This is a genomic window from Maribacter sp. 2-571 (genome assembly GCF_050589625.1).
Lineage (GTDB): Bacteria > Bacteroidota > Bacteroidia > Flavobacteriales > Flavobacteriaceae > Pelagihabitans.
The window spans coordinates 31,615-57,751 of the sequence record NZ_JBNGOP010000017.1; the positions used below are offsets into that span (position 1 = coordinate 31,615).

Here is a 26,137-nt window from a genome sequence, read left to right on the forward strand (position 1 = left end):
GTAATTACAAATGGAAACAAGATTCCGGATCATCGTTTTTGCAATCGGCCTTATCGGTCTGGCCCTCGGTGTTGAGAGCTGTAGCGTATCCCGCTTTGTTCCGGAAGGAAAGGCTTTGTACAATGGTGCATCCGTTTCGGTAAACGGTCCGGACAGCATCGGTAAAACGGGAAAAATCCAGCAAAAACTACAGGCCTTGTTATACCCGGAACCCAATACCTCATTTTTGGGAGGTCGGCTACCCTTATATTTTCATTACAAGGCACAAAAAGAAAAACCGGGCGTAATTATGAAATGGTTGGACAAAAAATTTGGTGAGCCACCGGTATACCTCGGCGATGTGAACCAAAACCGACAAAAAGAACTGTTGCTGAACAAATTGGACAACAGCGGTTTCTTTTATAGCAATGTACTAAAAGAGCTCGATAGCAGCGATAACGGCATTTCCATTGCCTATGAAGCCACGGTAAGGGCGCCCTATCGTATGGCGACCTATGGGCTGGAAAACGATAGTTTACCGGTGCACGATGCCATACAGCGGTCACTTTCGGAAACCGTTTTGGAAAAAGGGACCGTTTTTGACATTGGCACGCTCAAGGCCGAACGGGAACGAATAGACGGTTATCTAAAACGGCAGGGCTATTATTACTTTAATCCCGATTTTTTGATTTTTGAAGCCGATACCAACCGCTACAAGAACAAACAGTTCGATCTGTTCCTTCGTTTTAAAAGAGAAAGTCCGCCCAAGGCTTTTGTCCCACAGGTGATCAATAAGATTACGGTATACCCGGAATATCAGGTAACAAAGGACACTGCAACGCTTAAACATACCACCTATGGAGGAATGGAATTCGTTCAGGACGACGATTTTTTTCGACCAAAGCGGCTTGCGCCCTACATCCTTTTCGAAAAAGGACAACGTTACGATGCCGAACGTTCCAAACGTACCAGCAATCGCTTGGCGGACATCGGAAGCTATAAGTATGCCAACATACAGTTCGAAACGGCAAAAACCACGGGACCGCAAGACTCCCTTGGACTTTTGGATGTTTCTATTTTTCTTTCACCGCTCACACGACGATCGTTGCGGGTAGCGCTGCAGGCCACTACCAAATCCAACGGATTTACAGGTCCGGGAATCACGGCCACTTTTAGCAATCGCAACCTGTTCCATGGCGGTGAAACGTTCAATATTACCGGGAGCTTCGCCTATGAATCCCAATTGACCGGAAGCACGGGCAACGGATTGACCAGTATTGTAGGAGGGCTACAGACCGAACTGGTAATCCCCCGATTGGTCCCCTTCTCCCCCAGCCGTTTTAAGTATGCCGTTCCCAAGACCAGGGTAACCCTTGGGGGCGACTTTTTAAACCGTACCCAGTTGTACACGCTTACCTCTTTGACCACCAATTATGGGTACACCTGGAACGCCAACCGCTTTGTATATCACGAATTGAACCCGATCAGCATCAACTATGTCAATTTGGCCAATACTACCGAGGAATTTGATGCCATTTTAGAAGAAAACGCCTTTTTACGGGCCAGCTTTGAACAACAGTTCATTGCAGGGCTCAATTATAGTTTTACCTATAACGAACTCGCCGACGACCAAAAGAAAAAAGCTTTTTTCCTCGGCGCTAACTTGGATATCGCGGGCAACCTGCTACAAGCGTTGAGCGGTGGCCGGGAACGGGTACTTGGCCTGGAATATGCGCAATATGTGAAATTGGATGCAGACCTACGCTATTACTGGAAGCTTGGCGGAAACCAGACCCTGATCGGCCGGTTGTATTCGGGTTGGGGAATTCCGGTAGGGAATTCGAACACCTTGCCCTTTACAAAACAATTTTTTTCGGGAGGGCCCTACAGTGTAAGGGCATTTCCCATACGTGCCCTGGGGCCCGGTACGTTTCGTTCTACCGACGAAGGTAATGGGTCCTTTTTCGATCAATCGGGCAATTTGCAATTGGAAGCGAATGTGGAATACCGATTTCCCATATGGTCCTACCTAAAGGGCGCCCTATTTGCCGATGCCGGAAATGTTTGGTTGACCTATACCCCTGAAATAGACGCGGACGAAACCCAAGAAAGTAGGGACTTTAACCAACGGCTGTCCGAAAACGGAAGGTTTGGTTCGGATTGGGCGGGGGAACTTGGTGTCGGGGTCGGCCTAGGGTTTCGGGTAGATATCCAAAGTTTTGTGATCCGCCTGGACCTGGCCTCTCCCTGGCGTGTGCCGTACTTACCAAAAAAGGAACGCTCCAGGGTTCCTTTTTTCGATGGCGGGGACGATAACCTTATACTCAATTTTGCTATCGGTTATCCCTTTTAATAAAAAACGGCCCGAGGATAGTTCCCAAAGCGGATTCCTAAATTAAAAACTATGGAAGAAAACAAAATCCCCCAGAAATTTAAAATCGTACACCTGCCTTCGTTATTGGTGGCTACCTATAAGGCCTGGATGTCGGACAACCCTTTTCGATTAAGTGCTATCGTTGCCTATTACGCGGTGCTGTCCTTACCGGCACTATTGGTCATTTTATTGAACAGCGTGGGAGCGATATGGGGAACGGAAGTGGTACAGGGCAAACTTACCGACGAGTTCTCCATGGCATTGGGCCAGGATGCATCCATAGCCATAGAGGGAATGATACGGGAGACCCAAAACCAAAAGAAGAGTACTATTGCCACATTGCTCGGTATCGCCGTGGTATTGTATGGCGCAACGGGTGTTTTTTATCAATTTAAAATCTCCCTGAACAATATTTGGCAAATTCGTGAAAGCCCTAATGCCCCATGGAAAAAAATTGTACTAGATCGGGTACAGAGCTTTGTGTTCATATTGGTCATCGCTTTTTTATTGTTGGTCAGTTTTATGCTTACCGCCGTGCTTACCCTGCTTACGGAATTCATATCGTCACACCTGCCCGAAAGCGTGCTATATATCGCCTACTTCTTGGATATCGTAATCTCCATTGGTGTGATTACCCTGCTTTTCGCATTAATGTTCAAATACCTGCCGGATGCCCGGGTACAATGGAAATCGGTTTGGGCCGGGGCGTTCCTGACAGCAGTACTTTTTGTACTGGGCAAATTTCTGTTGAGTCTTTACTTCGGGCAGGCCGAACCGGGCTCTACCTATGGCGCTGCGGGTACGGTAGTACTTGTACTTCTATGGGTGTCCTATTCCAGTCTGTTGTTATTTTTTGGAGCACGGTTTACCTTCGTTTTTGCCCAAAGGTTCGGTCACGAAATCGTACCGAGCGCTATTGCCGAAAAGGATACCGGTGCAAATTCTAAATAAGCGTTTTTAACGACAGCTCGGTAAGGGCCGATACACTGTTCAGTATGCGTTCGGGACCGTAATATTTGAAGGAAATGGCAAAAGCGATAACGGATAAGATCATGCCGAGCATGAAAATGGTATAGGTCCATCGCAATATCCGATACTTCCGCTCCAAAACAATTCCTAAATAATACAAATCTTTGGTCAGGGATTTATAGATATAGTCCTTGTCCTTTAGCATGGTATCGATAGCGGCTTCATATGCGCTCAACTCCATTTTATGAAAGTTTCCGAAAAAAAGAAGGTTCACCTTTTTCTCCGCAACATCTTGTGGCGTGAACGTTCCGCTGGTGACATTGGGCCGCGTTGCCGAAATGGACATGATCATGGAAATGATGCTGAAAATAATAAAGATGATCGTGGGAACGATCAGATAATCATTGGAGGGGTTGTCCAGTTTTGGAATAAGATTGGAAAGTGCCAAAGAAATGATTATGGCATTTACCGAGAGTAGGATGTTGGACTTGGTATCGGCAATATCGCTCAATTTGATATGGTTTCTAAGCGTAGTGCGGTACAAGGTCTGTACCCCCCGGTCCGGGCTCTCATTTTTAAATTTGGCCTTTAGTTTCTCTTTTTTGATCAGCCGTCTTTCCTTTTTCTCGTCCTTTAACAAACGGCGTAGGTTTTTATCCTTCCCGGCCTGCCAGTTTTCAATGGCGTAGTCGGTGTAGTACCGATGACCGGTCCGAAAGAGTTGAATGTTCTCCTTCCGCCATTGCGTCACCGAAAAATGCTGTGTTGCGGTACGTTCCAACTCTTCCCTTAGGGTCTCCGATATGGCCCGATAACTTTTTACGGAAAGGTGTTTGGTGTCCGCATCCTTCATAATCGCCTCCAAGGGGGTCTTGGGATGGTAGTTGCGTTCCGTTGCCATAATAAGTTGTACCACAGCGGAAATAAAATCGGGCTCCGCTCCCATTTCCGTAAGAATGTTTTTGGCAATTTTTGCACTTTCTTCCTCGTGTCCCTTTCTTTTTACGGTATAACCGGTATCGTGAAACCAAGCGGCCGTTTCGAGCAATTCCCGTTCCCGTTTGGAACACCCCTGGCCCTCGGACAAGGTATTTACCGCACGTACCACCCGCTGGGTATGCCTTAAATTGTGGAACAGGTATTCCGGACCGAGTTGATCGGTAAGGATATCCGTTACTTTTGCTGCTACTTCTTCTCGTATGGAATCGCTCATTTGTATCTCTTTTTGTGTGCCATAGCGTAACGACCGCTATCTTTAAAAACCAAAACCGAATCCGGCCTGAACCATGGTTGCCTCGTTCGATCGGAACACGCCGGCATTAAAACCTAAGTAATTCCCAAGACCCAGCCAAACCCCAAGTCCATGGGAGGTATGCCATTGGTCGGAGTTCTCGTTGGGTTGCCATACACGGCCATAATCGAATCCGCCGTATGCGCCGACGGTCAGGGGGGCCACAGCCGTAACATATCGTTTTATGCGCCAACGCAGATCTGTCGATTGATAAAAATAAGACTTCCCTGTAAAACGCTCGTCCCTAAAACCTCTTAACCCATTGCTACCGCCCAAGGCCGGGGCGTGATAAAAAAAGTATTCCCCGCCGAAATTGGTTTTGTATTCCCCCGTGGTACCGACCACCAGATTACCGGAAGGAATCAGTTTTTGAATCACTTCGGCACGAAAGGAAAAATAACCGAACCGATTTTTCCTTAGGGAAGTGTTTGCCTTATACCCCAGGGTCATGCCCAGGTACAATCCCTTGGTCGGGAAATCGTTGGCGTCATCGTTGTAGTAGTAAAGCGAGGTTTCCCCACCGGTATAGAACTGACGGTCAAACACGGCGTTCCCGAGGTTATCGGAGGTGAACAATCGATCGCCGACCTCGCTCAACTGATACGATTCAAAAATGGGTTTGATCTTGAGCGTTCGGTAGGCCAATCCCGCACTTAACTTAAAATGTTCTAAACGCGCACGGTAATAATCCCTTCCCAGCTGTTCTTCATTGTTTTCGGAATCGTTTCCAAACCCGAAAAAATTATTGGCGTAGCGATCGGAGGTGGCATATGCATCTACCTCAAAGTTCCAGGTCGGAAAAACATTGGCAAAAATACCCGAATAGGAAAGCTCCGTAGCCTGGAAATTGAAATGATACTTTGCGTGGAGTAAGTGTTTTTGACGGAATGGATTGCCGTTGAACCCATTTTTGATATAGGTGTTCTTTAACCCTAGGAAGAGACCGTCGTCGGTTCTAAAACCGGCCGTTGGTACCAAAATGTTCCTGCTTGGCTTAAAGTAGCGCCAATGATAGGTGTTGGTCCGATATTGGTTGGAAAGTTGTTTTGCGGGTGATGGCCCCTTAAAATCGGTTTCTTCGTGCCGCCACTCGTATACCTTTACGCTCTTTTTGTTCTTTACATCGAAGGTGTCCGATCCGTAACCTCCTATCAATCGTACAAAAATGGTCGGCTTTCCCGTTCCTGTAACGGTAAACACATCATCGTCCCCGAGCCCATAGATCCAAATTTCATTGGTCTTTTCGGGGATGAAGGTCCGTTCATAAAAGGTTTCGTCCGGCGTATCGCTCAATTTTCGTTGTATGATCACCTTTGTGGTACCATCATCGTTTCGATGTACTCGAACCACATCGTCTTTTTCGGTGGCATGGACCGCCACCGTACGGTCCAAATACGCTCCATAGGCCTGTGCATAGTTCGGCAGGGCCTTTAAACGCTGCTTTAAGCTTTCTTTTATGTATTCGGCGGTATCGTCCCGAACGGGTTTTGGCAGTCTTAAAAACGCCTGATCGATAATGCTATCGGTCAGTTGCGCTTGAATAAATTCGGCCTCCGTTTTCCAATCTTTCGCGCTGTATTCGGTAATGAGGGCCTGGTCCAATCGACCACCGTTAAAATTAAGCCATTTTACATCCTTAATGGTAGGCCCGTACGACTGCCATTGTCTGGTAATCGGAATGAACCATTGTATGACCTTTACGGCGTTCCCGTCAAATTTGGGGAAAGCGTTGTCCCTATCCCTGGGAATGGGCATAAATTCCTTGTCCCCGTTCGGTTTTTCATACTCCGCCCATCGCCACTGGTCCTGATGCCGGTCCCAATCGCCCAGCAACATATCGAATATTCGAGCGCGTACGTACGCTTGTTGATCGATATGGTAGGATTCGTCGCTCTTTATTTTTTCCAGCATGTCGGTGGTACTTTCAAAATCCACCACTTTACCCTTTTCGTCGATGGTCCTCCGGTACCCCTTATATTGCGCCTGTTCATCCGAAGGCCGTTCCTCTATAAAATACAGCTCGTCCCCAAACTCCCTGTTCAGCGGACCTAGGGCGTTTTGTTTCGGAACAAAATAGAGTTTCGCCCTTGAATGGTTGACATCTACAGCTTTCGCCATGGGATCGATAACCATTTGCATATAGGGATGTGCGGTGGTAAAAAAATCGGAAATCAGTTTTTCGGGAACCGTACCCAAGTAATCGTCTTCCGTATACGCGACCCCTTGAACACTGAACTTGAGAAACTTTAAGGGATCCTTTCGAAGGGATCGCATGGAAAATTCACGTTGGTCGTCGTCTTCCAAGCGGATGGAATACGATTGGTGTCCGCCCCCTTTTTTGGTTACATGAACCCCTCCATAAAGCGTGTCCAACATCACTATCGGTGCCGCCACCGGTATGCCGTAATAGCTACGGTACCGTTTTCCCCACAGGTATTCGAAGAAAGCGGTTTTTTTGGTCGGCCGATCGGCATCGTACACCGCTTTGGACCTGCTGCCCGGTTCAGGAAGTTTGTATTTTTCGGCGGTACTGTCCTTGGGAAAAGGGGGCAACACCGAGAAGGTATAGTCCTTTTCCGCAGTAGTAAAGGTGACTTTTGATGACCCGTCATCAAAATAGCGGAGCCTTGCAAAACCCGGGGCACCATAGGTAAAGACGCCCTTATACGGCAATGTCCCCCCTACGGCGGTAATGTAACCGTCCGTTAAATGCGTTGGTGTTACTTGGCCCAGGCCCCCACTTATAATTTGGTGGATGTCCCCTCCCTCTAGGTATTGTAAATTTTTCTCGTGTCCGGAAACGACGGTCACGCGATCTGATTTTTTGGCCAATGCGCTGACCAATATTCGAAGATAGTTGTAGCGTCTAGAAAGTAGTTCGTTAGGTGAAAATGCGGCCAACGTTCCGAAACCCTTTACCAGCGTTCCGATGATCGGTACAGGGGTAAGGTGGTCTTTAAGCGAATATTGCCCGGCGTATTCCCCATTGCTGAAGATGGGATGGTGCATGGCGATGATCAAGTTTTTCCCTTGCGCATCATTGATATAGCCCTCCACTTCCTCGGCAAATCGCATTCGGGTGACGACATTGGTACATTTGCTGTTGATGCCCTTGATACGGGACCAATTGTTTATAAACCACTTGGAGTCGATCAACAACAGGTCCAAGTCATCGTTTATTACCCGATATTCCAACGGGCAACCGTTTTTTGGATAAACATACTCGTCTTGTTCGGGATAGTCGTCCAAAAACTCCTCTGTACGCTCCAGACCGCTCGTCCGGTCCGACTTCCATTCATTGGCACCTGGTAGAAATACCGTAGTGCCCTTAAATTCATCTATGATACCCAACTGTTCCCGAATCAACTGTTTGTCCCGCTTCCAAGATTTAGGCCTATCAGAAATCTGATTGCCCAAAAGCAACAAGGTCGCTGCGGTATCCGATTTTTTGAGCACCTGCCGCAAACGTTTGATCATTGTGGTATCGCGCTTTTCGATCTGGCTGCCGTAGCCCCCTGCCAAGATAAGCTCGTAAACCGGTTCTTTTACGTTGTCCTCGATATCGGTATTTTGATATTGCGGTCTATATGTCGCACATGAGGTCGCTACAATTACCAATACCAGTATAGCGAGCCATTTGTGCCAAGATCTTATTCCGTGCCGTTTCAACAATAGTATCATTTTGCCTTTTATGTGGATCTACCAAAAAAGGGAAGGACCGGTCCCCACCAAATCCTTCCCATGTTTTTAATGCGACATTGCCGCATTAACCAAACCATTTTTGTTACCAGGAGGTTTTGTTTCTCCCTCTCGTTATAAGACCAAATTTCGATAGTTACCGAACTACGATTTGGCCACCCAAGGTTTTATCTTCTTTTACTGTTTCCGGGTTACCATAAATCTCTATAGTACCCCCTGCAGTAACGTTTGCATCTACAAATTTGCTGCTTTTCACAATGGCATTTCCTCCTGCAAAAACGGTAACTTCGGACTGTTCGGAGGCAAGGTCTTGTCCATTGTAATCTCCTCCGCTTCTAATGTTGATTTCTTGATTTTTAGCCGAGCCGGTCACTTCCACTTCTCCTCCGGTCACCGCTTTGGCGTTCAGGTTTCTAGTGGCCACCGCTACATTTATTTTAGCGCCTTCCTGAGATCGTAAGGTCAAAAATACAGCGTCCAAAGGCTTTTCGGATGAAATTGTGGCACCTTCGTTTGCGTCCACCAAACGGAGGTCCTCCTTATGGTATAGCGTTACATAGGTCTTGTTTCCATCCAAAAAATTATCCGTCTCCATGGCCACCTTCAACAAACCGTCCTTGTTGTTCAAGGATACTTTTTCCTGGTCGTCCCCAGATACCACGGCGTAGTTTTTGTCTCCTTGTATCAGGGTTACATTAATTTGATCGTACGCTTTTATCTCGGTAAAACCGTCCAGCGTTACTGTTGTAGTGTTTTCTTGTGCTTGCATGGCAGAAATAAAAATAATGCCTGCAAGAAAGGTTTTCATTGCTTTTTTCATCTGTTCTAATTTTATAGTTCTCGTTCTACTTTTTAACAAAATTACCTACCGGAAACGCCAAGTGTTTGTCGTATCGATAGCATACTTGACCCAAATCCTATGACACGGTCATGGGACTACCAAATACGAATATGGAAACCAGCAACGCCGCGATCAATACCACTAAAAACCCGACAACGATAAAGGTTGCCGTTTTGGTTATCCCATTTTTTTGAAATATGTAGTCTCTGGTCGGTTCTTCCGGTTCTTTAACAAATTGTGTACTTTCTTCTCCTTGTTTCATGTTTTTAGTTTTTCGTTATATAAATTGTTTTTTTATTCACAAATTCCATAATCCCTTCTTTGGATAGCTCTCTTCCATAGCCGGAGTTTTTTGTTCCGCCGAAAGGTAGTCTTACATCGGATTTAACCATTTCATTGATAAAAAAAGCGCCATCGGGTATTTGGGAGATTACTTTTTTGGCCGCTTCAATATCCTCGGTAAATAGCATGGTACCCAGCCCAAATGTAGAATCAGCGGCCAAATCCAATGCTTCCTGCCGGTTGGCGACCTTTATTACCGTTGCCACGGGGCCGAAGGTCTCCTCCCTAAAAACAGGCATTTTGTTGGTTACGTTTGTCAGCATCGTAGGGGCATAATGTGTTCCTTCTCCGGTATGGCCCATCACTATTTTGGCCCCCATTTCAACAGATTCCGACACTTGGCCCCTAAGGGTGTCGGCCAGATCGGTCCGTGCCAAAACACTGATATCCGTATCTTCCTCATTTGGGTCCCCGATCCGTAACGCTTCCAACCGTTTTTTCAGTTGTGTTACGAAGGCATCATAGATGGGTGCAACCACAATAAAGCGCTTTGCAGCAATACAACTTTGACCATTGTTCTGCATTCGTGCCTTTACCATTACATCCATATACTTTTCCAAATCGGCATCTTCCCAAACAACACAACTGTTATTGCCGCCGAGTTCAAGAACCGCTTTCTTTAACTGTTTACCCGCAGTCTCTGCCACTGCCCTTCCCGCTTTTCCACTTCCGGTAAGGGATACTGCCTTGATGACATCGTGTGCAATCAGTTCCGAAACCGAGTCGTGGTCGGCCAAAATCACCTGAAAGCAACCTTTGGGATATCCAGCGTCCATAAAAAGGGATGCAATGGCCTGGGCGCAGCCACTTACGTTTTCCGCATGCTTTAAAATAATGGTATTCCCCGCGGTCAGCGTAGGTGCGGCGAAACGCATTACTTGCCAGAAGGGGTAGTTCCATGGCATGATGCCCAAAATAGTCCCTAGCGGATCATAACTTATAAAAGACTGCGCTGCTTCGGTTTCAATAACCGCATCCGCTAAAAAGGATGCTGCATTCTTGGCGTAAAATTTACATACCCAGATGCATTTGTCCAACTCGGCCCTGCTCTGACCGATAGGTTTCCCCATTTCATCGGTAATCAATTGTGCCAATGTTTCAGAACGTTCTTCCATCAACTGGGCCACCCTTTTCAATAACAAGGTCCGTTCGGAAATGGAAGTAATACCCCACACCGGATTGGCACCGGCGGCAGCACCCAAACATTGCTCCAATCGTTCTTTACTAAAATAACTGTACTCCTTTATTTTTTGCTGCGTGTAAGGGTTCTTGGTGTGAAAGTCGTGCATGATATTTTAGTTTCTGCAAACTTAAACCGTCAACCTAATCTTACTTAGTGCATTCGATAGCATTATTGATTCTTTTGACATCGGTAAAAAAGTCAAGCTTTCTCGTGTTTGAGCTAAGGAGTCTTTCTAAATAACACGAGATTTGCCTTAGTTATTAATCTTAAAATCAATTATATGAGTTCAAATTCAAATACAGCATTAGGAGTTTTGGCAGGTGCCGCCGTAGGTGCACTGGCCGGAATCTTATTTGCCCCCGACAAAGGAAGTAATACGAGAAAAAAAATAGCGGAACAATCGGCCGCTGCCCAAGCCAACATTAAGGAAAGTGCTTTGGACCTTCAGGAGCGTGTAAGCGAGACTGTAGCGGTGCAGAAACAAAACTTGGGTGCGAGGGTAGAGAACATCGTATCCGATGTGAGCTACAAAACGGAAGACGTCATCACCACTTTGGAAGCAAAGCTGAAAGAGCTAAAAGAAAAGAACAAACAACTTCAAAAGGGATAAATGGGAGCGTTCGACAAAATAAAGGCAAGCTCCAAAATGGCCATCGATGCCGGCGAAAGCTATGTTGAACATACTAAAGCGTATTATGAGCTTAAGGTGTTCAGGCATACCGCTACGGGAGTAATCACCGCATTAAAAATTTTGGTCATTGGCAGTACCCTACTATTGGGAATAGCCTTTTTGGTCCTTGCCAGCGCACTCGCCCTAGGAGCCCTTTTAGGGAACTTGGTGTACGGTTTTTTAATCACCGGGGTAGGCGCTTTGCTACTTGCTGTAGTCTTGTACTTATTTCGTAAAAAAATAGAAAAATGGGTACTATCGCGTTTAAGTGCGCTATTTTTTAAATCAGTATGAAAACATATACCTCTTTTGATGAAATAGATGCCGACTTAAAGCGGTTGAAATTGCGAAAACAGATTGCATTGGAAACGCTAAAAGGTAGTGGGCATCATATAAAAAATGAACTACAACCGGACTTTTGGTGGTCGACCATTTGGAATGCCATCAAAAAATATGGTATCCTATATTTAATCAGAAGGCTGTTTAAATAACCTATCACATAAAACTCCTAACAAGCGAACTTCGGTATGTACCGCAGTTCGTTTTTTTTTACCTAAATTCTTCACCTGCAGAAAACAATGTGGCTGAACCATCTATACCAAGTAACCAGGTCTTGAAACCTAGTGTCCCTGGAGTAGAACGGCGATGGTATGCTTGATTTCGCGCTGCGAAAAAATCAAAAAAAATAACTTGATTTAAGGAACCCTGATACCTAAGCAGTAATTCGGCCCATTGAAGGGGTAATTTTAAAGTAGAAAGGTGTTAATTATTGTTTCTGATGGACTGTCCAGAAGCGGTGAAGGAGAATCCCTTATTACCATTTTCACCTACCATAATGGCCTGCACAATAGGCGTTACTTGGTCACTTTTTGCACTCAAACAAACGATAAAGTTTGCCCCGGGGCCACCAAGATCGTTCTCCTTTTCAATCACATAATTTACCGTAGCCATCGGCGTTAGGCTTATGGTGTTCTCGATAAAGCTTTTCACCAATGTACCGTTCGTATCAAAATAGTCGATTTTGGAAACGTATAGGGAATCTGTATAGCTCGTATTCCGGATACTCAAGGTTGCGGCCAACATACTGTTCTGATTATTGGCGTCGACATAGATATCGCTATAAATGGGAACGTACAGCGTATCACGATAGGCGATACTACTTTTGTCGATGGGGTTTTCCAATTCCAGCGAACGTAATTCGTCCTGACCGGAGGCGTTCTGGTTCGGTTTGTTGTCGATACATGCGCTCAAAACGATCCATAGGGTGCACAGCAAGCAAACGGATGCCTTCATCATAACTAAGGGTTGTTTATTAAATGGTTTACGATAAGGCGATTTAAACATTCATTTTTCCCTTAATCACCATCGTTGCCCATCAGTATACTATCATTGCCACTATACAAACGGCTTTGTCTTGTTTACTACATCCAAATATAACGACTATTGCCCATTACCACGTGCTAATCATTGGTGGAAAGGCCAAAATTGACTTATGGACCGTTCGTTTCTTCCTGTGGTAATACCCTGTGCTCCCGGCGCGCAAATGACCAAAAAAGATTTCGATTTGCCGCTTAAGGCGTAATCACGCAAGAAAACCGATCGGTTAGACCGCTTCCGGCAGCCGTACATTCTCCTGATACTCGCTTGGACTGATACCAAACTTTCTTTTAAAAATTTTTGAAAAGTAGCTTCTACTGCTGAACCCGATAGAATATACAATTTCCGAAATGTTCATATCGGTGGTATTCATATAATCCCTAGCCTGTTCCAAACGTACGTGTCTGATATACTCGGTTACCGTTCTTGCGTACAATGCCTTAAACCCTTCTTGTAGTTTGGCTTGGGAAAGGCCCGAGGCAACCGAAAGGGCGTCCAAGGAATACTCTTGGGATACGTCTTTTACAATTTTCTTTGCGACCTGCCGTACCATTTGAAGTTCCCTGTTCAAGAGACTGGTTTTCGGTTTTTTGTTGGATACCACTTTATCGTGATCCAGGATGTGCATCGCCAGAATTTCATACACCAACCCTTCTATCTGCATTACACGGATCATCCCTTTTGCCCGTACTTTTCGCAAAGCGCCTATTTTGTCGGCCAATTTTAGGTCGTAGGTCCCATAAAAAGAATACGCTTTTTCGTGATCGGTATCCAAAAATACCTCGTAAAGTTTACGGTTCAATTCATCGACATTGTTGAGCCGCTTGTTCAAAAATTTCTTTCGCCCTATCTGTATGACGTTAATGGCCAATTTTTCCAATTTTGGAAAGTATCCAAAATTATAGCCGCCATCCCTACTGGTGATGATTACGGACTGAAACTGTTCCAATGTTCTTGCCGCTGATTCCGGTTGGTTTCCAAAACGGTGTTTACAATATCCTTCAAGGCAATAGGCAAAATGAATGGGGTTATATTCGGAGGCATCCATTTGCAACACCACATCGTCCATAAATGTAATGTCGTAATCCAATAAGTTAACGCCCCAATCAAAAGTGATAAAACGTATGGTACCTTTTGCGTTACCATTGTCTACCGTTAAAATATGCTCCCCCCACCGTTCGATTATGGTTCCACCGATTACTCCCTGTATCTGCTTTACCGTGCCCGCGGTACTGTCCGCATCAACAACAATTTTTATCATCCTACTTTATTTTAAACGTATTGTCATAATGTTCAAAGATAAGTGTTAGAAAGTTAAACAAAACTGTTAGATAATCGCTGATTTTTGCTCGTTCAAAAAAAAAAGAACCTAAAAAAGACGTTTCCGTGTTGGAAACGTCTTTTTTAGGTTCTTTTTACCTTGGCTTACTTTTTATTTGCTGTCGGTAACAAATTCATTTACAAAGAAGAAGTTACTGTCTTCCATCTTTTCAAATGCTATTCCTTTTCCAATTTTATAATGTACCGTATGGTCCTCTACATTTATTTGGAAGCCATCATTGGTAGCGGTCAGCTCAAAAGTATCCGCCAATTGCTTTTCATAGCGTACCACCAAGGTTCGATTTAAGGTTTTGTCCACATCACTGGTAACGGTGATTAGCTTTGCTACTTCCGCCGGCTCGTTTTTGCGTTCCCAATTCTCCATGTTTTTCTGGTTCTGCTCAAAAGAGGAACGGTAATACCGTTGTTCCTGTATTGTTACCTTATAGGGTATTTTTGATCCATTTTTTTCATAGTTCATGGTTTGTACCGTAGTCGTATTCATACTACCGGTTACGTTTGTGTCCTGGGCATTCACCATTCCAATGGACATAGCGAACACACCTAATGTTAGTATTACTGCTTTTTTCATTTTGTTCTTTTAATTTTATAAATTATTGCTTCGTTTTATCTTCATAAGGACAATTTTGTCCGGTCTATCTGCATTATAGTAGTAGGGCGTACGTTATGAAGCCATTTCTTTATCGGAAATTTTTAGCTGGTCTTGTGTATCCTTCCTAAAGGCATCCAACATCCAGCTCATTTTTTCCAATTGTCCGATATAGGCACCGACCATATCCAAGGTTCCTTCATCATTGGCTTCTTCGGCGGCATGCATGACCCTACCCATTTGCTTCAGTAAATCGCCATGGTCCTTAAGGATGGCCTCTACCATTTCAACATCCGATTTTAAGCTAGAAGTCTCTTTAATTGTGGACAACTGTAAGTACTCTGCATAGTTGCTTATCGGGTGGTAGCGTAAGGTTAGAATTCGTTCCGCCAGCTCATCGATTTTCACTTTTGCGTCATTGTATAATTCTTCGAACTTGTTGTGTAGGTCAAAAAAGTTCTTTCCTAGGATGTTCCAATGGAATCCTCTTAGTTTTTGATAGTACACATGATAGTCTGCCAACAACAGATTCAGTTCGTTTACGATAGGTTCAATTTTCTTTTCACTTATATTTAAATAACTCATAGTTATAAATTAATTTTAATGTAGTTGTCCATGGCTTTCATGACTTAACTTGTTGGTACAAAGATACCCGCAATGACAACCTGGTATTGGCTCATTTCATAGGGATGTTGACGGAAATCCTCTAAAATGGGTGTTTTTGAAGGGAAGTATTGCTTTATGCCTGTGGTGGTACCAACTGCATGTAGTAGTAGGCGACCTCTCCAACATGGTCATAGCTTTCGACCTTTTTCAAAAATGACGTTCGGGATAAGGTTTTCTCCAATTCCTCCTCACTATAAGTAGAAATAAAATCGTCGGACAACAAAATGTACTCGTCGAAGGGCACGTTATTTTTTAACAATCGGTGCGCTACTATAAGGTCTTCTCCCAACAGTTTAATTCTACTGCCCACCTTCACCGGTGCTATTTGGGTACCATAATGCAATATAATTTTAAGTCCTAGAATGGCCGGTATGCTATTGGCGTTCTCATTTTTCAGATACTGTTCGCGCAGCTCGTGTAATTTCCGGTAAAACTCGGTATAAAAATAATGACACTGGTCCAAGACCGATTGCAGGGATGGTAGTCGCCCCTGTCTGTAAAACAAAACGGCATCCCCTTCGATTTCCGAAATTTTAAGCCCGATCTCGTTGGAATAGATAATATTGTTCAATAAACTTGGGATAACCTTTGAACTCAGCTCAAAATCGGCTTCGCTCATAAATTCGGTAAAACCGCTGATATCCGGAATACAAATAAGTGTTCGTGTTTCTTTCATGGTCCCATTTTAAGAAGAAAGCGGCATCAGCAACTCCCTTCTATCCTTTTCGTGCTCAAAATTTTCCAGCACCTCTCTTTCGATACAGTCGAGTTCCTCCGTTAGGACATTCATTGCCTCAAGATTTTCGGGCAGCCCTTTTCGAACATGGCATAAAGCTACGATAAGTTCGGCCAACACCAACTTATCCGATTTCGAATATTGACGTATGGGAACAATGATTTTGTTCAAAAGGGTTTTAACGCTCATATACCTTTCGGAAATACTACCAAACTTCACGTTGTTGCGCTTTCCGATATGAGGAATATGTGATGCCTTGGCGAACAATTGACCCAGTTTACGGATAGCAGCTATGGCCGTTCCCGGATCGTTTATGCCCGGCGACATGGCTTTTACGGAAATTTCCATAAGTTGTACCATAGCATCATAATACCCTTCAGGTGCTTCCCTATCGTTGGTAAGGCGCAGGGCAACCAACAATTTTTCACGCTCCTTATCGGTTACCGCCACCGGTACTTTTAAAACAACATCGCCTTCCCAAACAAAAGTATCCGGACAGCAAACCACGGAAATCTCCTTAATTTTCTCCCATAGGACGGCAGAAATCAAATCGTCATCAAAACCTTTATAATTCCCTGTTTTTAAAGATTTTATGGGATGCCAATGCCGGATATGGGAAAACTGTATCCCGCTTTCTTTTGCAATCTTTTCCTTTGTTTCGCTGAGCTGACGGCAACCCGAGTCAAAAACGTTATCTATAATTCGGTGTATTTGTATGGAAGCGGAAATATTGTGTATGAAACTTACAAATAGTGCCAAACACAGCACGCCAAAAATAGCGGCGATCATTGTTGCGAATCCAAAATGTGTTTCGTCGGAAGCCTCGGATCCCAAAAAAATCAAATTCAGGAGACAATACAACAAGGTGCCCAAATAGCTACCCAAAATGAGTTGGTGTCGTTTATCGGAAACCAATCCCGGTAAAAGCCTCGGAGAAAAATTGGAAGATGCCTGCCCCAACACCCCCATCACCATTGTAAAACTAAAAACGGTCAAGGAAATGATACCGCCGATGAGTACGGAAAGCAGTGTTACCGCGACCTTGGCATCACGTATAATAAGACTTGGAAGCGTATTCTCTATGGCATCTATGGCCGGAGTGTACTCCAACCACAACATAAAAAATCCAAACGCCAAAAACCCGATACTCAGCAGAATGGGATAAAAAGCGATACTATTGTATAATTGGTACGCTTTCTTTTTAAAAAATTTAGGAACCCTTTTTAACATATTCTCTTGGTTAACGATACTCCGGATTTTCAAAATTCCAACGGGTTCCGTCATCCCAATCCTCTCTAGAGTTGCCATAAGCGGGATAACCCCCGATGGCCTTTAGCATTTTTGCCATGTGCAGCAAGTTGTAGGTCATGAACGTGGTGTTTCTATTGGTGAATGCATTGCGCTTTGCCCCGGACTCCTTGTCCAAATAACTGGGACCGGGGCCGGCTTCACCGATCCAGCCACAATCGGCTTGGGGAGGTATGGAAAAACCGAGATGTTGTAGCCCGTAAAGGATACCCATGGCACAATGCTTGACGCCGTCCTCGTTGCCGGTAATAACGCAACCCCCGGCCTTCCCGTAATAGATGTACTGTCCTTTGTCGTTCGTTCGGGCGCTCATACCATACATCCGTTCTACAAGTTTTGTGGCTATGGATGACTTTTCGCCTAACCAAATGGGCGTGCCGATCACCACGATATCGGCTTGAAGGATTTTATCAAAAACCTCGGGCCAATCGTCTTTTGACGCCCCTTGATCCCGCATGTCCGGCGCTAAGCCAACGGGAATATCGAAATCTGCTAAACGGAGGTACGTTACCCCCGCTCCTTCTGCGCGCATGATGTCCATTGCGAGCTTCATCAAACCTTCGGTATGGCTCTGCTCCGGCGATTTTTTAAGTGTACAATTGATGAATAGTGCATTGATATCGGAAAAATCGGGGGGTGTTTTCATTTGTAAAAAGATTTTATCAAATATCCTAAACCCCGGTCGATCTTACGACCTCAAACACCGTAGATGTTGTCCCTATTCGGAAATCGCACCAAATTCAACGTACGCCATTCCCGCCCTACCCCTAAGATTCGTAAAACGCCATCGTTTTGTAATGGAGCAGTCCGGCATAACGTTAACCTTTATGGAAATGGGGCATTGGGCAAGCTATCCTGGAAGGTTTGGGTATAAAACCGAAAAAACTTTTTTTTAAAACAGTCAATCAAACTTTTTTTACAGCACATTTTTGCAGTACCTACGCAATATCTTTGAAAAACACTTAAGGATTTATTGCTATAAATCCAGGCATATAAGTGATTTTAGTTGGTTGGTTGTTAAAATGGTTCTGCCCCATCAGGTCAGAACCATTTTCAATAGTGTCGGGTTTATGGCGCTGCACAACGGAAAACGGCTTTAGAAGCAACTGTATAATACTCAAAAAGGTATTGTCATAAACGGAGACTTGTACCAATTTTGCCTTCTTTTGTCGTACCTTACTCTTGATAGTTTTGGACCGAAACGGAGGGTTAAGGCTGGGAAAAACAGCCAACGCCCACCACAACTTCGCAACGAGAAAACGAATGCCATAAGCGCCATAGTTACACTAGCATGGAATTAATGAAAAAAACGGGCAAAGACCATTCTTTTTTAAAAGCGATGTTACAAACGCCGGAAACCGCCATTGAAAAATTGGACCTGATCTATGTAAATAGTGATCAATTGCCCATTGAACGCATCAAGCAGAACGAGCAATTTCAATACCTTCTCAACGGCCAGCAAATCCAAGAAGGAAATCGTTTGCAGCGCATAGAACAACTGGTAATACCTCCCGCTTGGGAAGAGGTAAAAATAGCTTCCCTGGAAAATGCCCATCTACAGGCGACGGGGAAAGATTTGCGAAAGCGCAAGCAATATCGATACCATCCCCTATGGAAACAGGTACGGAACCAAACAAAGTTTTACAAAATGTCGGTATTTGGACAACAATTGCCAAAAATCAGACGAAGGGTCGCGCAGGATCTGGAACAAAAAGGATGGCCAAAAACCAAAGTATTGGCCTTGGTGATACGGTTAATGGAGGATACCCATATCCGCGTCGGTAACGAACAGTATGCCAAGCGCAACAAAACATATGGTCTTTCGACCCTTCGTTCGAAACATGTTACGGCACTTCAGGATAAAATACGGTTCGAATTTGTAGGGAAACGGGGTAAAAAACACCGTATTACCGTAAAAAACAAACAATTGGTACGGCTCATAAACCGATGCGAAGAACTGCCCGGTTGGGAACTGTTCAAATTCTATGATACGGACGGTAAAAAAAAGACCATAGACAGTGGTATGGTAAACGAATACATACATCGGATAAGTGGTATTCTTTTTACCGCAAAGGACTTTAGGACCTGGGCTGCGACCGTCATCTTTTTTGAGCGTCTTATGGACATGAAATCCGGAAAGGATAAAAACAAGAACATGCTTATGGCCTACGACGAAACGGCAAAGGCGCTCGGCAACACCAGAAATGTATGTAGAAAGTATTATGTGCATCCATTGGTTCCCAGTTTTTATGAATCCGGTGAATTGGAGGATTATTTTAAAAAGGTCGCCTCCGATCCGGAACCCACCCCAGAGTTATCACAAACGGAAACAGTGGTATTGGATATGTTGGAACAGTTTAGCCCCTCTTTTATGGAAAAGTTATAGCCATAACGGGGCCTTAAGAAGTACGGCCGTTACAACGGACAGCATGCGATCCAGCCAGCGTGTGAATTACTTGAGAGCGGAAACGGTCGTGCAACCAACGGTTTTGATGATGGGGAATTTTAAAATACCCCGGCAGCTTATGATGCTAGAGTGACAATGGAAAAACCAAGATTGACAGCTAACAAATAGCATACAACATATTAACTAGAAGAACTTATGGAAACACAATTTTCGAATGCTTGGAACAAGATGATGGACAAGCTACAATCGTGGTTAGACGCCTTGATCTTGAACATACCCAATTTGATCATTGCTACCTTGGTTTTTACCGTAACACTTATTCTCTCCCGTTACATCAGCCGTTTGGCATTACGGTTGATGGATAGGAGCAGTTTGCAGGAGTCCATGAAAAATCTGATTTCCAAGGTCGTGGCCATCATTACGGTGTTATTGGGGCTTTTTATGGTACTGGGAATTTTAAATCTTGGAAAAGCATTGAACACCATTTTGGCGGGTGCCGGGGTCGTAGGTCTGGCCGTAGGTCTGGCTTTACAAGGTGCCCTGGCGAACACCTATTCCGGAATCGTACTGGCCTATATCAAACACCTAAAATTTGGCGATTGGATAGAAACCAACGGTTTTGAGGGAGAGGTGGTAGATCTTGATCTACGATCGGTCACCCTAAAGCAACCGGATAACAATTTGGTCTATATTCCCAACAAGCTCGTGGTGGAAAATCCGATTAAGAACTATTCTACTACGGCGCAATCCCGTGTTATTTTAGAATGCGGGGTAGCCTACGATTCCGATTTAAAGGCAGTTCGCGATTTGGTGGTAACCACCATCTCCAAAGCCTTTCAGGCCGTAGCGGATAAAGAGGACGTTATATTCCTTTATAAGGAATTCGGGGACAGTTCCATAAACTTTGAAACCCGTTTTTGGATCGATTCCACTTCTGCATTGGAGGTAGCAAAGGCGAAAACGAAGGCCATGATTACCATTAAGGCCGCCTTTGATCAAAATAACATTAATATTCCTTTCCCGATACGCACTTTGGACCTTCCCAAGGAATTGACGAACATGCTACCAACAAAAACGAAGAAATGATCGCATTTTTGAAACAATTGTATTCGCGTTACAGACGTTTTAAAATTGGGATGAGCCCACAACAGAACCTGTTGTTCGGCTTTTTCAGTTATGTTTTTTTTGGCTTTTTATTGTTAAACCTACCATGGACGACCAAAACTACGGTATCCGCCCTTGACCATTTGTTTACCACGGTATCGGCCGTATCTACTACCGGCCTGGTAACCGTTAGTATCAAGGACAGCTATACCTTATTAGGCCAGGTTGTGATTGTAATCCTGTTTCAACTTGGCGGAATCGGTTATTTGAGTTTTACCACCTTTTTTATCCTCTCCACAACAAGAAAGATGACCCATTGGCACAAACGCTTGTTGCGCTCCGAGTTTACGCTTCCGGCGACCATTAGGATAAGGGATTTTTTAAAATCGGTAATCCTGTTTACCGTTTTAATGGAAGTTTTAGGCAGTATAGCATTTTTGTGGGCGTTTACCGCTGGTGGCATGTCTTTGGCAGAAGCGCTATGGCCTGCTATCTTTCATAGTGTGAGCGCCTTCTGTACCGCCGGCTTCAGTTTGTTTGACACCGGGTTCGCGGGCTATGTGGACAACGGTTACGTCAATACCATCATTTCTATTCTGGCGATAGCCGGATCTTTGGGTTTTATTGTTGTTACAGATCTTTATTTGAGTATTCGAAAAAAAGAACACCGCATCAGCTTTACCACAAAAATCGTCTGTTGGGGATTTGTAATGTTATTGCTTCTTGGCACCGGTTTCTTTTATTTTTCCGAACCCAGTATCGTCGGTCTTTCGGATCGGACACGTTTTTACGCCGCTTTCTTTCAGGCGATGACGGCGATGACGACCGTTGGTTTCAATACGGTGGATTTTGGAAACTTTATAGTACCAATGTTGTTGACCACTTTTTTCTTGATGTATGTAGGGGCTTCGCCTTCTGGCACAGCGGGTGGACTCAAAATTACCACGCTCACGGCTGTTTTTGCCATTTTAAAAAGTCGTATCCGCGGTAAAAAAACCGTGACGTTCCTAAAGAGACAAATACCATATGAACGCCTTTATGTGGCGACTTCAAGTTTTATTTTTTACACCGCCATTCTCTTTCTCGGTTTTTATCTTCTCTCTTGGAGCGAGGTCCACGGCGCGGAGGCACTACTTTTTGAGGTGGCATCGGCGTTGGGAACGGTAGGCCTTAGTACGGGAATTACCGACGCCCTGTCCATTACGGGAAAAGCGACACTCATCTGCCTGATGTTCATAGGAAGGTTGGGAGTGCTCACTTTTGGTATCGCTATATGGTCCAAGACGACCAACAACAAGGAAGAAGTTTCTGTAATGGACGACTTGGCGGTATAATTAATCGTCGACCCGTTCGACCTCGTTCTCACTTTTAAGTACATGGTCGCCGTCCTCCTGTTCTATATAAAGCACTTTGTTGCCCTCTTCCCCATCGCGGGTGACTTTGCTACCCTTGATCGTTTTTGTGGTTTTGGTCGTATACGTTTCCACTACCTTTCCCTTGGCAGTACCACTGCCCCAGTTCCATTGTACCTGTGTTCCTTTTTTTATCATTTTGTTGTTTTTAAAATTCGTTGTGTCGGACCTCTTGCTTCCGACATTTTCAAAAGTCTTCAATGCCATGGAGTTACCCGAACTCGTTTCCGCTAAAAATTAGCGCATATCCCATTTGTAGGGCAACACTTAGGGAATCGAGTCAATGATAATCGCAATTGCACTAAACCAAAGCAGTGACGAAAAGTATTTTTGTAAGGCAAAACAGGCATACCATGGATATTATAATCGGAATGATTTCGGGTGTACTCATCACTATCGGCATCTCTTTCGCTTACAGCAACAGCTTGCGAAAATCGGATACGGGCAACGAGCCCGTTCAGGCCAACCCGGCACAACCTAATGTGGAAGAGAAGATTTCCCCTTTTGTTGAAATACACATGGAACACATGAACCAAGTCGTACACACCGGCACGGAGGAGTCGATCAACCGATTGAAACAAAAAATCGAACGTTTTAAACAGCGGAACCGATTTTATGGTGAGCCGAAAAGCGAACAGTAATCTTTTAACGATGTAAAGCGATACGCATCACAGAACAAAGTATCGTTAATTTAAAAAAATAAGAATATGAGCACGGATACGAATAGTATTTCAAGTAAATTAAACGACCTATTGGAGAAAACCTATGACGCGGAAAAGGGTTTTAAACAAGCTTCCGAAAAGGTAGAGAATACGAAATTAAAGACTTTTTTTGAAAGCAAATCGGCCGAACGCTATAATTTTGGCCACCAGTTAAAAGCAGAGATCAAAGGCTATGGGGAAGATGTGGAAAAGGGTGACAGCCTTACCGCAAAAGCACATCGTACCTGGATCGATATGAAAGCGTTTTTTGCATCCGATACGGACGAGGCTATGTTGGAAGAGGTTATTCGAGGCGAAAAAGCGGCAATACAAGAATATAATGAGGTATTATCCGAAACAGCTTTGCCCCCGACCACTTTGGAGGTACTGACCAGACATAGGGATACCATACAAAAGGAATTGGCCGTACTGAACAATCTGGAGACCATAAGTTAATGTAATTTTTTGGACCTTAGGAGTAACTACCCTTTCCCAAGGAAGGCAAATAGAAAAACCCTCTCGGAAATACGAGGGGGTTTTTTATTGAAACTGTTTGCATTTTTTGTTTCAAATGAAAAAACAGCCTTTTGAGGTGCTTAAGAAGTTTTTTTAAGGTACACCATTTTAACTTTGAAATGGTATTAGTATAGCGGCGGTAAGATGACTTAAACCGGTTAATATAAGTATAACATCCTTCTATCCTTAAATGTAATTTTCGGAAGTAACGGATAAGTGCGAAGGCATTCGTTATGCAGCCAAAAAAAGATTACCGGTCCTAAAGTCTATCGGTATTGATAGCGGTATGGTACTTGTCCAACTCCATCAAATACTTTACCGTCTCTTCACGTTCCTTGCGGTCAAGATCGCCCAAAACATCTTCCATGGTCTGAAACTCCTCTAGTATCGTAAACAGGGTTTTTCTACCTGACTCGCTAAGGGATACCAATTTCTCGCGTTTGTCGGAAGGGTTTTTACGCTCCTGTATCAAATTTGCCTTCAACATCCTTTTGAGCATATCCATACCGGTCGTCAATTCCACCAAATTCTCGAAAATCAAGTCTTTTTTGGTCAATTCCTCGGTATGTAAAAGTGTCGCTAAAATCGAGAACTCATCAAAAGAGGTCAGGCCCGCTTTTTTCATTATAGGCCTTGAATATATCTTGGAAAATTTATACAACCTGAAAATAGCGCGCCCGGCTTCCGCGGTCAGATACGGATATTCATGAACGGTATCCCCATGCTCCAAAACAGCTTTTTCAGCAGCTTCCTCCTCCTCCAATAAATAGCGTGCGAAATCTTTTAAATCGGTACTATTACCCTGCGCTAAAAAATCTTCCCACCTGTTTATCAGCGGTTTATAAGAAATAGAATGCTGCATATCTCCTTATTTTACATCACAAATATACTAAAAATAACGAAAACATTTTTTATTATAACGAAAACATTATATATTTGCTACGAAAACGTAACAAAATATGACGGATTCCTACATAGCTAAAGTTTCGAACGTATCAAAGGAATATGTTTCTGGCGACACTACCATTACGGCACTTCATCCGACATCGCTCAGAATAAGCAAAGGGGAATTGGTATTGTTGCTGGGACCTTCCGGGAGCGGTAAAACCACATTGCTCTCTCTTTTGGGCTGTGTAATCTATCCCACTGAAGGAGGCGTTTTTGTAAGTGGCCGATCGGTAACGGAGCTAAAAGACCGAGAGCTTTCCAATTTGCGACTGCAAGAAATCGGTTTTGTATTTCAAAGTTATAACCTGATCGCTCCTCTCACGGCATTGGAGAACGTAATGATGCCGTTACAGCTTCTTAAAATTTCTAAAAAGGAAACGAAGGAAAGGGCGATTGCCGCGCTAACATCATTGGGCATGGCCGATCGTATGAACAATATTCCCAAAAAACTAAGTGGCGGACAACAGCAACGTGTCGCCATTGCCAGGGCACTGGTCACCGACCCATCTCTTATCCTGTGTGACGAACCCACGGCATCCTTAGATCCAAAAAGCGTGACCTATACCATGGAGCGCTTAAAAGCGTTGACCAAAGAAAACCGGGCCGTAGTGATCGTAACCCACGACTTACGTTTGATTCCTTATGCAGATTGTATTTATGAAGTCGATAATGGCCATGTAACCGAAACCACAAAAGAAAATGCAACACATTAAAAACAATACCATGTTCAATCTTACCAGAATAATCTTGATATCGCTTTTTTTGGCCGCCTGCTCGGGAACGGAAGAAAAAGCGGCTACGGACAAAACCGATACCGCTAGCACGAGTACCGCGGTACTATCCCAAGCTTATGGAAACGGAAGAATTACATCGGCCTCCAAATTGGCGCAATTGGCCAGTCCGGCTTCGGGAGTAGTAATGGAAATCATTAAAAAAGAAAACGAAACGGTACGGGAGGGAGACATTTTGGCGACCCTGAATACCGCTGCCGAGGAAGCTGAAATTTCGCGCATCATCGCAACCATCAACAAACAACGGGCGTCCAACAAAATCGCTTCGGAAGAGGTACTGGAGAGCGAAAAGAAACTATTGAAACGAAAACGGGATTATGAAAGGTCGCTTGCCCTATCCAAGGTAAATGCAGAAACACAGGACGCTTTGGAAAGCGCCTCCTTGGAATATGAATTGGAAAAGTCGAACCTCAACAACGAGCTTAACGAAAAAAAAGTAACGAACACCGAATTGCAGGCGCTGAACGCGCAGCTTAAAATTGCAAAGGCCAAAAGGGACGAAAAGCGGATCATAGCCCCTTCGGACGGAAAGGTGCTCGAATGGTTGGTTACCAAAGGCGAAGGTACACAGGCCAATAGCAGTGTCGCCCAATTTGCCCCCAAGGGAGCATTGATCGCTACCTGCGAGATCGATGAACTTCTAGCAGATGAATTACGTTTGGGCCAGTCCGTAAACGTTCGCTCCCAAGACGGTCGCAAGCTGATCAGTACCGGAAAAGTTATTTATCTATCCGATTTTTTGAAACGGAAATCCATTTTTGGCGATGCCGCCTCCGAAGCGGAGGATCGAAGGGTAAGGACGGTAGAGATAAGTTTGGACCAACAACAAAACCTTCTGATCAATAGCCGCGTACAATGTGAAATCGATTTGACCCAACCCACAACAAAATAGC

The 26,137-nt window shown here is 44.3% G+C and carries 26 protein-coding genes; 12 read left to right on the top strand and 14 right to left on the bottom strand.

Going from position 1 to position 26,137, the window contains the following annotated elements; genetic code table 11:
• Positions 1-10 precede the first annotated feature (10 nt).
• Both ACRD7P_RS13105 and ACRD7P_RS13110 read left to right on the top strand, forming a co-directional pair.
• Positions 11-2,332: a BamA/TamA family outer membrane protein gene (locus ACRD7P_RS13105; protein ID WP_430908081.1), complete on the top strand. Its 2,322-nt coding sequence runs from the start codon at positions 11-13 to the stop codon at positions 2,330-2,332.
• 51 nt (positions 2,333-2,383) lie between these two features.
• Complete coding sequence (locus tag ACRD7P_RS13110) at positions 2,384-3,304, top strand: YihY/virulence factor BrkB family protein (RefSeq protein WP_430908082.1); 921 nt, start codon at positions 2,384-2,386, stop codon at positions 3,302-3,304.
• Here ACRD7P_RS13110 and ACRD7P_RS13115 read toward each other — a convergent pair.
• The 5 genes from ACRD7P_RS13115 to ACRD7P_RS13135 all read right to left on the bottom strand — a co-directional run bounded on the left by ACRD7P_RS13115 (position 3,297) and on the right by ACRD7P_RS13135 (position 10,784).
• Positions 3,297-4,535: a Pycsar system effector family protein gene (locus ACRD7P_RS13115; RefSeq protein WP_430908083.1), complete on the bottom strand. Its 1,239-nt coding sequence runs from the start codon at positions 4,533-4,535 to the stop codon at positions 3,297-3,299. The two genes, ACRD7P_RS13110 and ACRD7P_RS13115, sit on opposite strands and share 8 nt — an antisense overlap.
• A 42-nt stretch (positions 4,536-4,577) precedes the next feature.
• Entirely contained in the window at positions 4,578-8,294 is a 3,717-nt protein-coding gene (locus tag ACRD7P_RS13120) for a ShlB/FhaC/HecB family hemolysin secretion/activation protein (protein WP_430908084.1), read from the bottom strand.
• 154 nt (positions 8,295-8,448) lie between these two features.
• The gene (locus ACRD7P_RS13125; protein WP_430908085.1) at positions 8,449-9,132 is read right to left on the bottom strand and encodes a head GIN domain-containing protein; all 684 of its coding nucleotides are present in this window, start codon (positions 9,130-9,132) and stop codon (positions 8,449-8,451) included.
• 97 nt (positions 9,133-9,229) lie between these two features.
• On the bottom strand, positions 9,230-9,415 hold the full coding sequence (locus ACRD7P_RS13130; RefSeq protein WP_430908086.1) for a hypothetical protein: 186 nt from the start codon (positions 9,413-9,415) through the stop codon (positions 9,230-9,232).
• 4 nt (positions 9,416-9,419) lie between these two features.
• Positions 9,420-10,784: an NAD-dependent succinate-semialdehyde dehydrogenase gene (locus tag ACRD7P_RS13135; RefSeq protein WP_430908087.1), complete on the bottom strand. Its 1,365-nt coding sequence runs from the start codon at positions 10,782-10,784 to the stop codon at positions 9,420-9,422.
• Positions 10,785-10,958: 174 nt separating this feature from the next.
• On the opposite strand from ACRD7P_RS13135, the gene ACRD7P_RS13140 reads away from it, so the two are divergent.
• Genes ACRD7P_RS13140 through ACRD7P_RS13150 form a run of 3 tightly spaced genes read left to right on the top strand, consistent with a single transcriptional unit; the run spans position 10,959 to position 11,839 of the window.
• Positions 10,959-11,288 carry a YtxH domain-containing protein gene (locus ACRD7P_RS13140; RefSeq protein ID WP_430908088.1) on the top strand — a complete coding sequence of 110 codons (330 nt, stop codon included), beginning with the start codon at positions 10,959-10,961 and terminating at the stop codon, positions 11,286-11,288.
• Complete coding sequence (locus ACRD7P_RS13145) at positions 11,289-11,642, top strand: hypothetical protein (RefSeq protein ID WP_430908089.1); 354 nt, start codon at positions 11,289-11,291, stop codon at positions 11,640-11,642.
• Positions 11,639-11,839: a DUF6327 family protein gene (locus ACRD7P_RS13150; protein ID WP_430908090.1), complete on the top strand. Its 201-nt coding sequence runs from the start codon at positions 11,639-11,641 to the stop codon at positions 11,837-11,839. Before ACRD7P_RS13145 ends, ACRD7P_RS13150 begins: the two co-directional genes overlap by 4 nt.
• 271 nt (positions 11,840-12,110) lie before the next feature.
• Here the strand turns inward: ACRD7P_RS13150 and ACRD7P_RS13155 are convergent, their stop codons facing one another.
• From ACRD7P_RS13155 to ACRD7P_RS13185, 7 genes are all read right to left on the bottom strand, one after another.
• Positions 12,111-12,644, bottom strand: a complete 534-nt coding sequence (locus ACRD7P_RS13155; RefSeq protein ID WP_430908091.1) for a DUF3124 domain-containing protein — start codon at positions 12,642-12,644, stop codon at positions 12,111-12,113.
• Positions 12,645-12,951: 307 nt separating this feature from the next.
• Positions 12,952-13,986, bottom strand: a complete 1,035-nt coding sequence (locus tag ACRD7P_RS13160; RefSeq protein ID WP_430908092.1) for a helix-turn-helix domain-containing protein — start codon at positions 13,984-13,986, stop codon at positions 12,952-12,954.
• 171 nt (positions 13,987-14,157) lie between these two features.
• Complete coding sequence (locus ACRD7P_RS13165; RefSeq protein WP_430908093.1) at positions 14,158-14,637, bottom strand: hypothetical protein; 480 nt, start codon at positions 14,635-14,637, stop codon at positions 14,158-14,160.
• Between the two features lie 93 nt (positions 14,638-14,730).
• Positions 14,731-15,240: a Dps family protein gene (locus ACRD7P_RS13170; RefSeq protein WP_430908094.1), complete on the bottom strand. Its 510-nt coding sequence runs from the start codon at positions 15,238-15,240 to the stop codon at positions 14,731-14,733.
• Between the two features lie 154 nt (positions 15,241-15,394).
• Positions 15,395-15,997: a DUF2652 domain-containing protein gene (locus ACRD7P_RS13175; protein WP_430908095.1), complete on the bottom strand. Its 603-nt coding sequence runs from the start codon at positions 15,995-15,997 to the stop codon at positions 15,395-15,397.
• 9 nt (positions 15,998-16,006) lie between these two features.
• Positions 16,007-17,287, bottom strand: a complete 1,281-nt coding sequence (locus ACRD7P_RS13180; protein WP_430908096.1) for a DUF2254 domain-containing protein — start codon at positions 17,285-17,287, stop codon at positions 16,007-16,009.
• Positions 17,288-17,297: 10 nt separating this feature from the next.
• Positions 17,298-18,011 (bottom strand): flavodoxin family protein, encoded by a 714-nt coding sequence (locus ACRD7P_RS13185; protein WP_430908097.1) that lies wholly within the window; start codon positions 18,009-18,011, stop codon positions 17,298-17,300.
• Between the two features lie 645 nt (positions 18,012-18,656).
• Here ACRD7P_RS13185 and ACRD7P_RS13190 point away from each other — a divergent pair.
• The 3 genes from ACRD7P_RS13190 to ACRD7P_RS13200 all read left to right on the top strand — a co-directional run bounded on the left by ACRD7P_RS13190 (position 18,657) and on the right by ACRD7P_RS13200 (position 22,210).
• On the top strand, positions 18,657-19,751 hold the full coding sequence (locus tag ACRD7P_RS13190) for a DNA topoisomerase IB (protein WP_430908098.1): 1,095 nt from the start codon (positions 18,657-18,659) through the stop codon (positions 19,749-19,751).
• 216 nt (positions 19,752-19,967) lie between these two features.
• Positions 19,968-20,858, top strand: a complete 891-nt coding sequence (locus ACRD7P_RS13195; RefSeq protein WP_430908099.1) for a mechanosensitive ion channel family protein — start codon at positions 19,968-19,970, stop codon at positions 20,856-20,858.
• On the top strand, positions 20,855-22,210 hold the full coding sequence (locus ACRD7P_RS13200; RefSeq protein ID WP_430908100.1) for a TrkH family potassium uptake protein: 1,356 nt from the start codon (positions 20,855-20,857) through the stop codon (positions 22,208-22,210). Before ACRD7P_RS13195 ends, ACRD7P_RS13200 begins: the two co-directional genes overlap by 4 nt.
• Here ACRD7P_RS13200 and ACRD7P_RS13205 read toward each other — a convergent pair whose 3' ends face one another.
• A complete protein-coding gene (locus ACRD7P_RS13205; protein ID WP_430908101.1) occupies positions 22,211-22,426 on the bottom strand; it encodes a DUF2945 domain-containing protein in 216 nt (71 codons plus the stop codon).
• A gap of 215 nt (positions 22,427-22,641) precedes the next feature.
• Between ACRD7P_RS13205 and ACRD7P_RS13210 the strand changes: the two genes are divergently transcribed.
• The gene (locus ACRD7P_RS13210) at positions 22,642-22,929 is read left to right on the top strand and encodes a hypothetical protein (protein ID WP_430908102.1); all 288 of its coding nucleotides are present in this window, start codon (positions 22,642-22,644) and stop codon (positions 22,927-22,929) included.
• Positions 22,930-22,995: 66 nt separating this feature from the next.
• Entirely contained in the window at positions 22,996-23,445 is a 450-nt protein-coding gene (locus ACRD7P_RS13215; protein WP_430908103.1) for a ferritin-like domain-containing protein, read from the top strand.
• Positions 23,446-23,764: 319 nt separating this feature from the next.
• Here the strand turns inward: ACRD7P_RS13215 and ACRD7P_RS13220 are convergent, their stop codons facing one another.
• Positions 23,765-24,367 (bottom strand): MarR family winged helix-turn-helix transcriptional regulator, encoded by a 603-nt coding sequence (locus ACRD7P_RS13220; RefSeq protein WP_430908104.1) that lies wholly within the window; start codon positions 24,365-24,367, stop codon positions 23,765-23,767.
• A 97-nt stretch (positions 24,368-24,464) separates the two neighbouring features.
• On the opposite strand from ACRD7P_RS13220, the gene ACRD7P_RS13225 reads away from it, so the two are divergent.
• Positions 24,465-25,166 carry an ABC transporter ATP-binding protein gene (locus tag ACRD7P_RS13225; protein ID WP_430908105.1) on the top strand — a complete coding sequence of 234 codons (702 nt, stop codon included), beginning with the start codon at positions 24,465-24,467 and terminating at the stop codon, positions 25,164-25,166.
• The gene (locus ACRD7P_RS13230) at positions 25,153-26,136 is read left to right on the top strand and encodes an HlyD family secretion protein (RefSeq protein ID WP_430908106.1); all 984 of its coding nucleotides are present in this window, start codon (positions 25,153-25,155) and stop codon (positions 26,134-26,136) included. The genes ACRD7P_RS13225 and ACRD7P_RS13230 overlap by 14 nt, the downstream gene beginning before the upstream one ends.
• Position 26,137 lies beyond the last annotated feature (1 nt).

Excerpts from the sequence above, each read along its gene's own strand:
- ACRD7P_RS13105 (WP_430908081.1), top strand. The coding sequence starts at position 11 with ATGGAAACAAGATTCCGGATCATCGTTTTTGCAATCGGCCTTATCGGT.
- ACRD7P_RS13110 (WP_430908082.1), top strand. The coding sequence starts at position 2,384 with ATGGAAGAAAACAAAATCCCCCAGAAATTTAAAATCGTACACCTGCCT.
- ACRD7P_RS13115 (WP_430908083.1), bottom strand. The coding sequence starts at position 4,535 with ATGAGCGATTCCATACGAGAAGAAGTAGCAGCAAAAGTAACGGATATC.
- ACRD7P_RS13120 (WP_430908084.1), bottom strand. The coding sequence starts at position 8,294 with ATGATACTATTGTTGAAACGGCACGGAATAAGATCTTGGCACAAATGG.
- ACRD7P_RS13125 (WP_430908085.1), bottom strand. The coding sequence starts at position 9,132 with ATGAAAAAAGCAATGAAAACCTTTCTTGCAGGCATTATTTTTATTTCT.
- ACRD7P_RS13130 (WP_430908086.1), bottom strand. The coding sequence starts at position 9,415 with ATGAAACAAGGAGAAGAAAGTACACAATTTGTTAAAGAACCGGAAGAA.
- ACRD7P_RS13135 (WP_430908087.1), bottom strand. The coding sequence starts at position 10,784 with ATGCACGACTTTCACACCAAGAACCCTTACACGCAGCAAAAAATAAAG.
- ACRD7P_RS13140 (WP_430908088.1), top strand. The coding sequence starts at position 10,959 with ATGAGTTCAAATTCAAATACAGCATTAGGAGTTTTGGCAGGTGCCGCC.
- ACRD7P_RS13145 (WP_430908089.1), top strand. The coding sequence starts at position 11,289 with ATGGGAGCGTTCGACAAAATAAAGGCAAGCTCCAAAATGGCCATCGAT.
- ACRD7P_RS13150 (WP_430908090.1), top strand. The coding sequence starts at position 11,639 with ATGAAAACATATACCTCTTTTGATGAAATAGATGCCGACTTAAAGCGG.
- ACRD7P_RS13155 (WP_430908091.1), bottom strand. The coding sequence starts at position 12,644 with ATGATGAAGGCATCCGTTTGCTTGCTGTGCACCCTATGGATCGTTTTG.
- ACRD7P_RS13160 (WP_430908092.1), bottom strand. The coding sequence starts at position 13,986 with ATGATAAAAATTGTTGTTGATGCGGACAGTACCGCGGGCACGGTAAAG.
- ACRD7P_RS13165 (WP_430908093.1), bottom strand. The coding sequence starts at position 14,637 with ATGAAAAAAGCAGTAATACTAACATTAGGTGTGTTCGCTATGTCCATT.
- ACRD7P_RS13170 (WP_430908094.1), bottom strand. The coding sequence starts at position 15,240 with ATGAGTTATTTAAATATAAGTGAAAAGAAAATTGAACCTATCGTAAAC.
- ACRD7P_RS13175 (WP_430908095.1), bottom strand. The coding sequence starts at position 15,997 with ATGAAAGAAACACGAACACTTATTTGTATTCCGGATATCAGCGGTTTT.
- ACRD7P_RS13180 (WP_430908096.1), bottom strand. The coding sequence starts at position 17,287 with ATGTTAAAAAGGGTTCCTAAATTTTTTAAAAAGAAAGCGTACCAATTA.
- ACRD7P_RS13185 (WP_430908097.1), bottom strand. The coding sequence starts at position 18,011 with ATGAAAACACCCCCCGATTTTTCCGATATCAATGCACTATTCATCAAT.
- ACRD7P_RS13190 (WP_430908098.1), top strand. The coding sequence starts at position 18,657 with ATGGAATTAATGAAAAAAACGGGCAAAGACCATTCTTTTTTAAAAGCG.
- ACRD7P_RS13195 (WP_430908099.1), top strand. The coding sequence starts at position 19,968 with ATGGAAACACAATTTTCGAATGCTTGGAACAAGATGATGGACAAGCTA.
- ACRD7P_RS13200 (WP_430908100.1), top strand. The coding sequence starts at position 20,855 with ATGATCGCATTTTTGAAACAATTGTATTCGCGTTACAGACGTTTTAAA.
- ACRD7P_RS13205 (WP_430908101.1), bottom strand. The coding sequence starts at position 22,426 with ATGATAAAAAAAGGAACACAGGTACAATGGAACTGGGGCAGTGGTACT.
- ACRD7P_RS13210 (WP_430908102.1), top strand. The coding sequence starts at position 22,642 with ATGGATATTATAATCGGAATGATTTCGGGTGTACTCATCACTATCGGC.
- ACRD7P_RS13215 (WP_430908103.1), top strand. The coding sequence starts at position 22,996 with ATGAGCACGGATACGAATAGTATTTCAAGTAAATTAAACGACCTATTG.
- ACRD7P_RS13220 (WP_430908104.1), bottom strand. The coding sequence starts at position 24,367 with ATGCAGCATTCTATTTCTTATAAACCGCTGATAAACAGGTGGGAAGAT.
- ACRD7P_RS13225 (WP_430908105.1), top strand. The coding sequence starts at position 24,465 with ATGACGGATTCCTACATAGCTAAAGTTTCGAACGTATCAAAGGAATAT.
- ACRD7P_RS13230 (WP_430908106.1), top strand. The coding sequence starts at position 25,153 with ATGCAACACATTAAAAACAATACCATGTTCAATCTTACCAGAATAATC.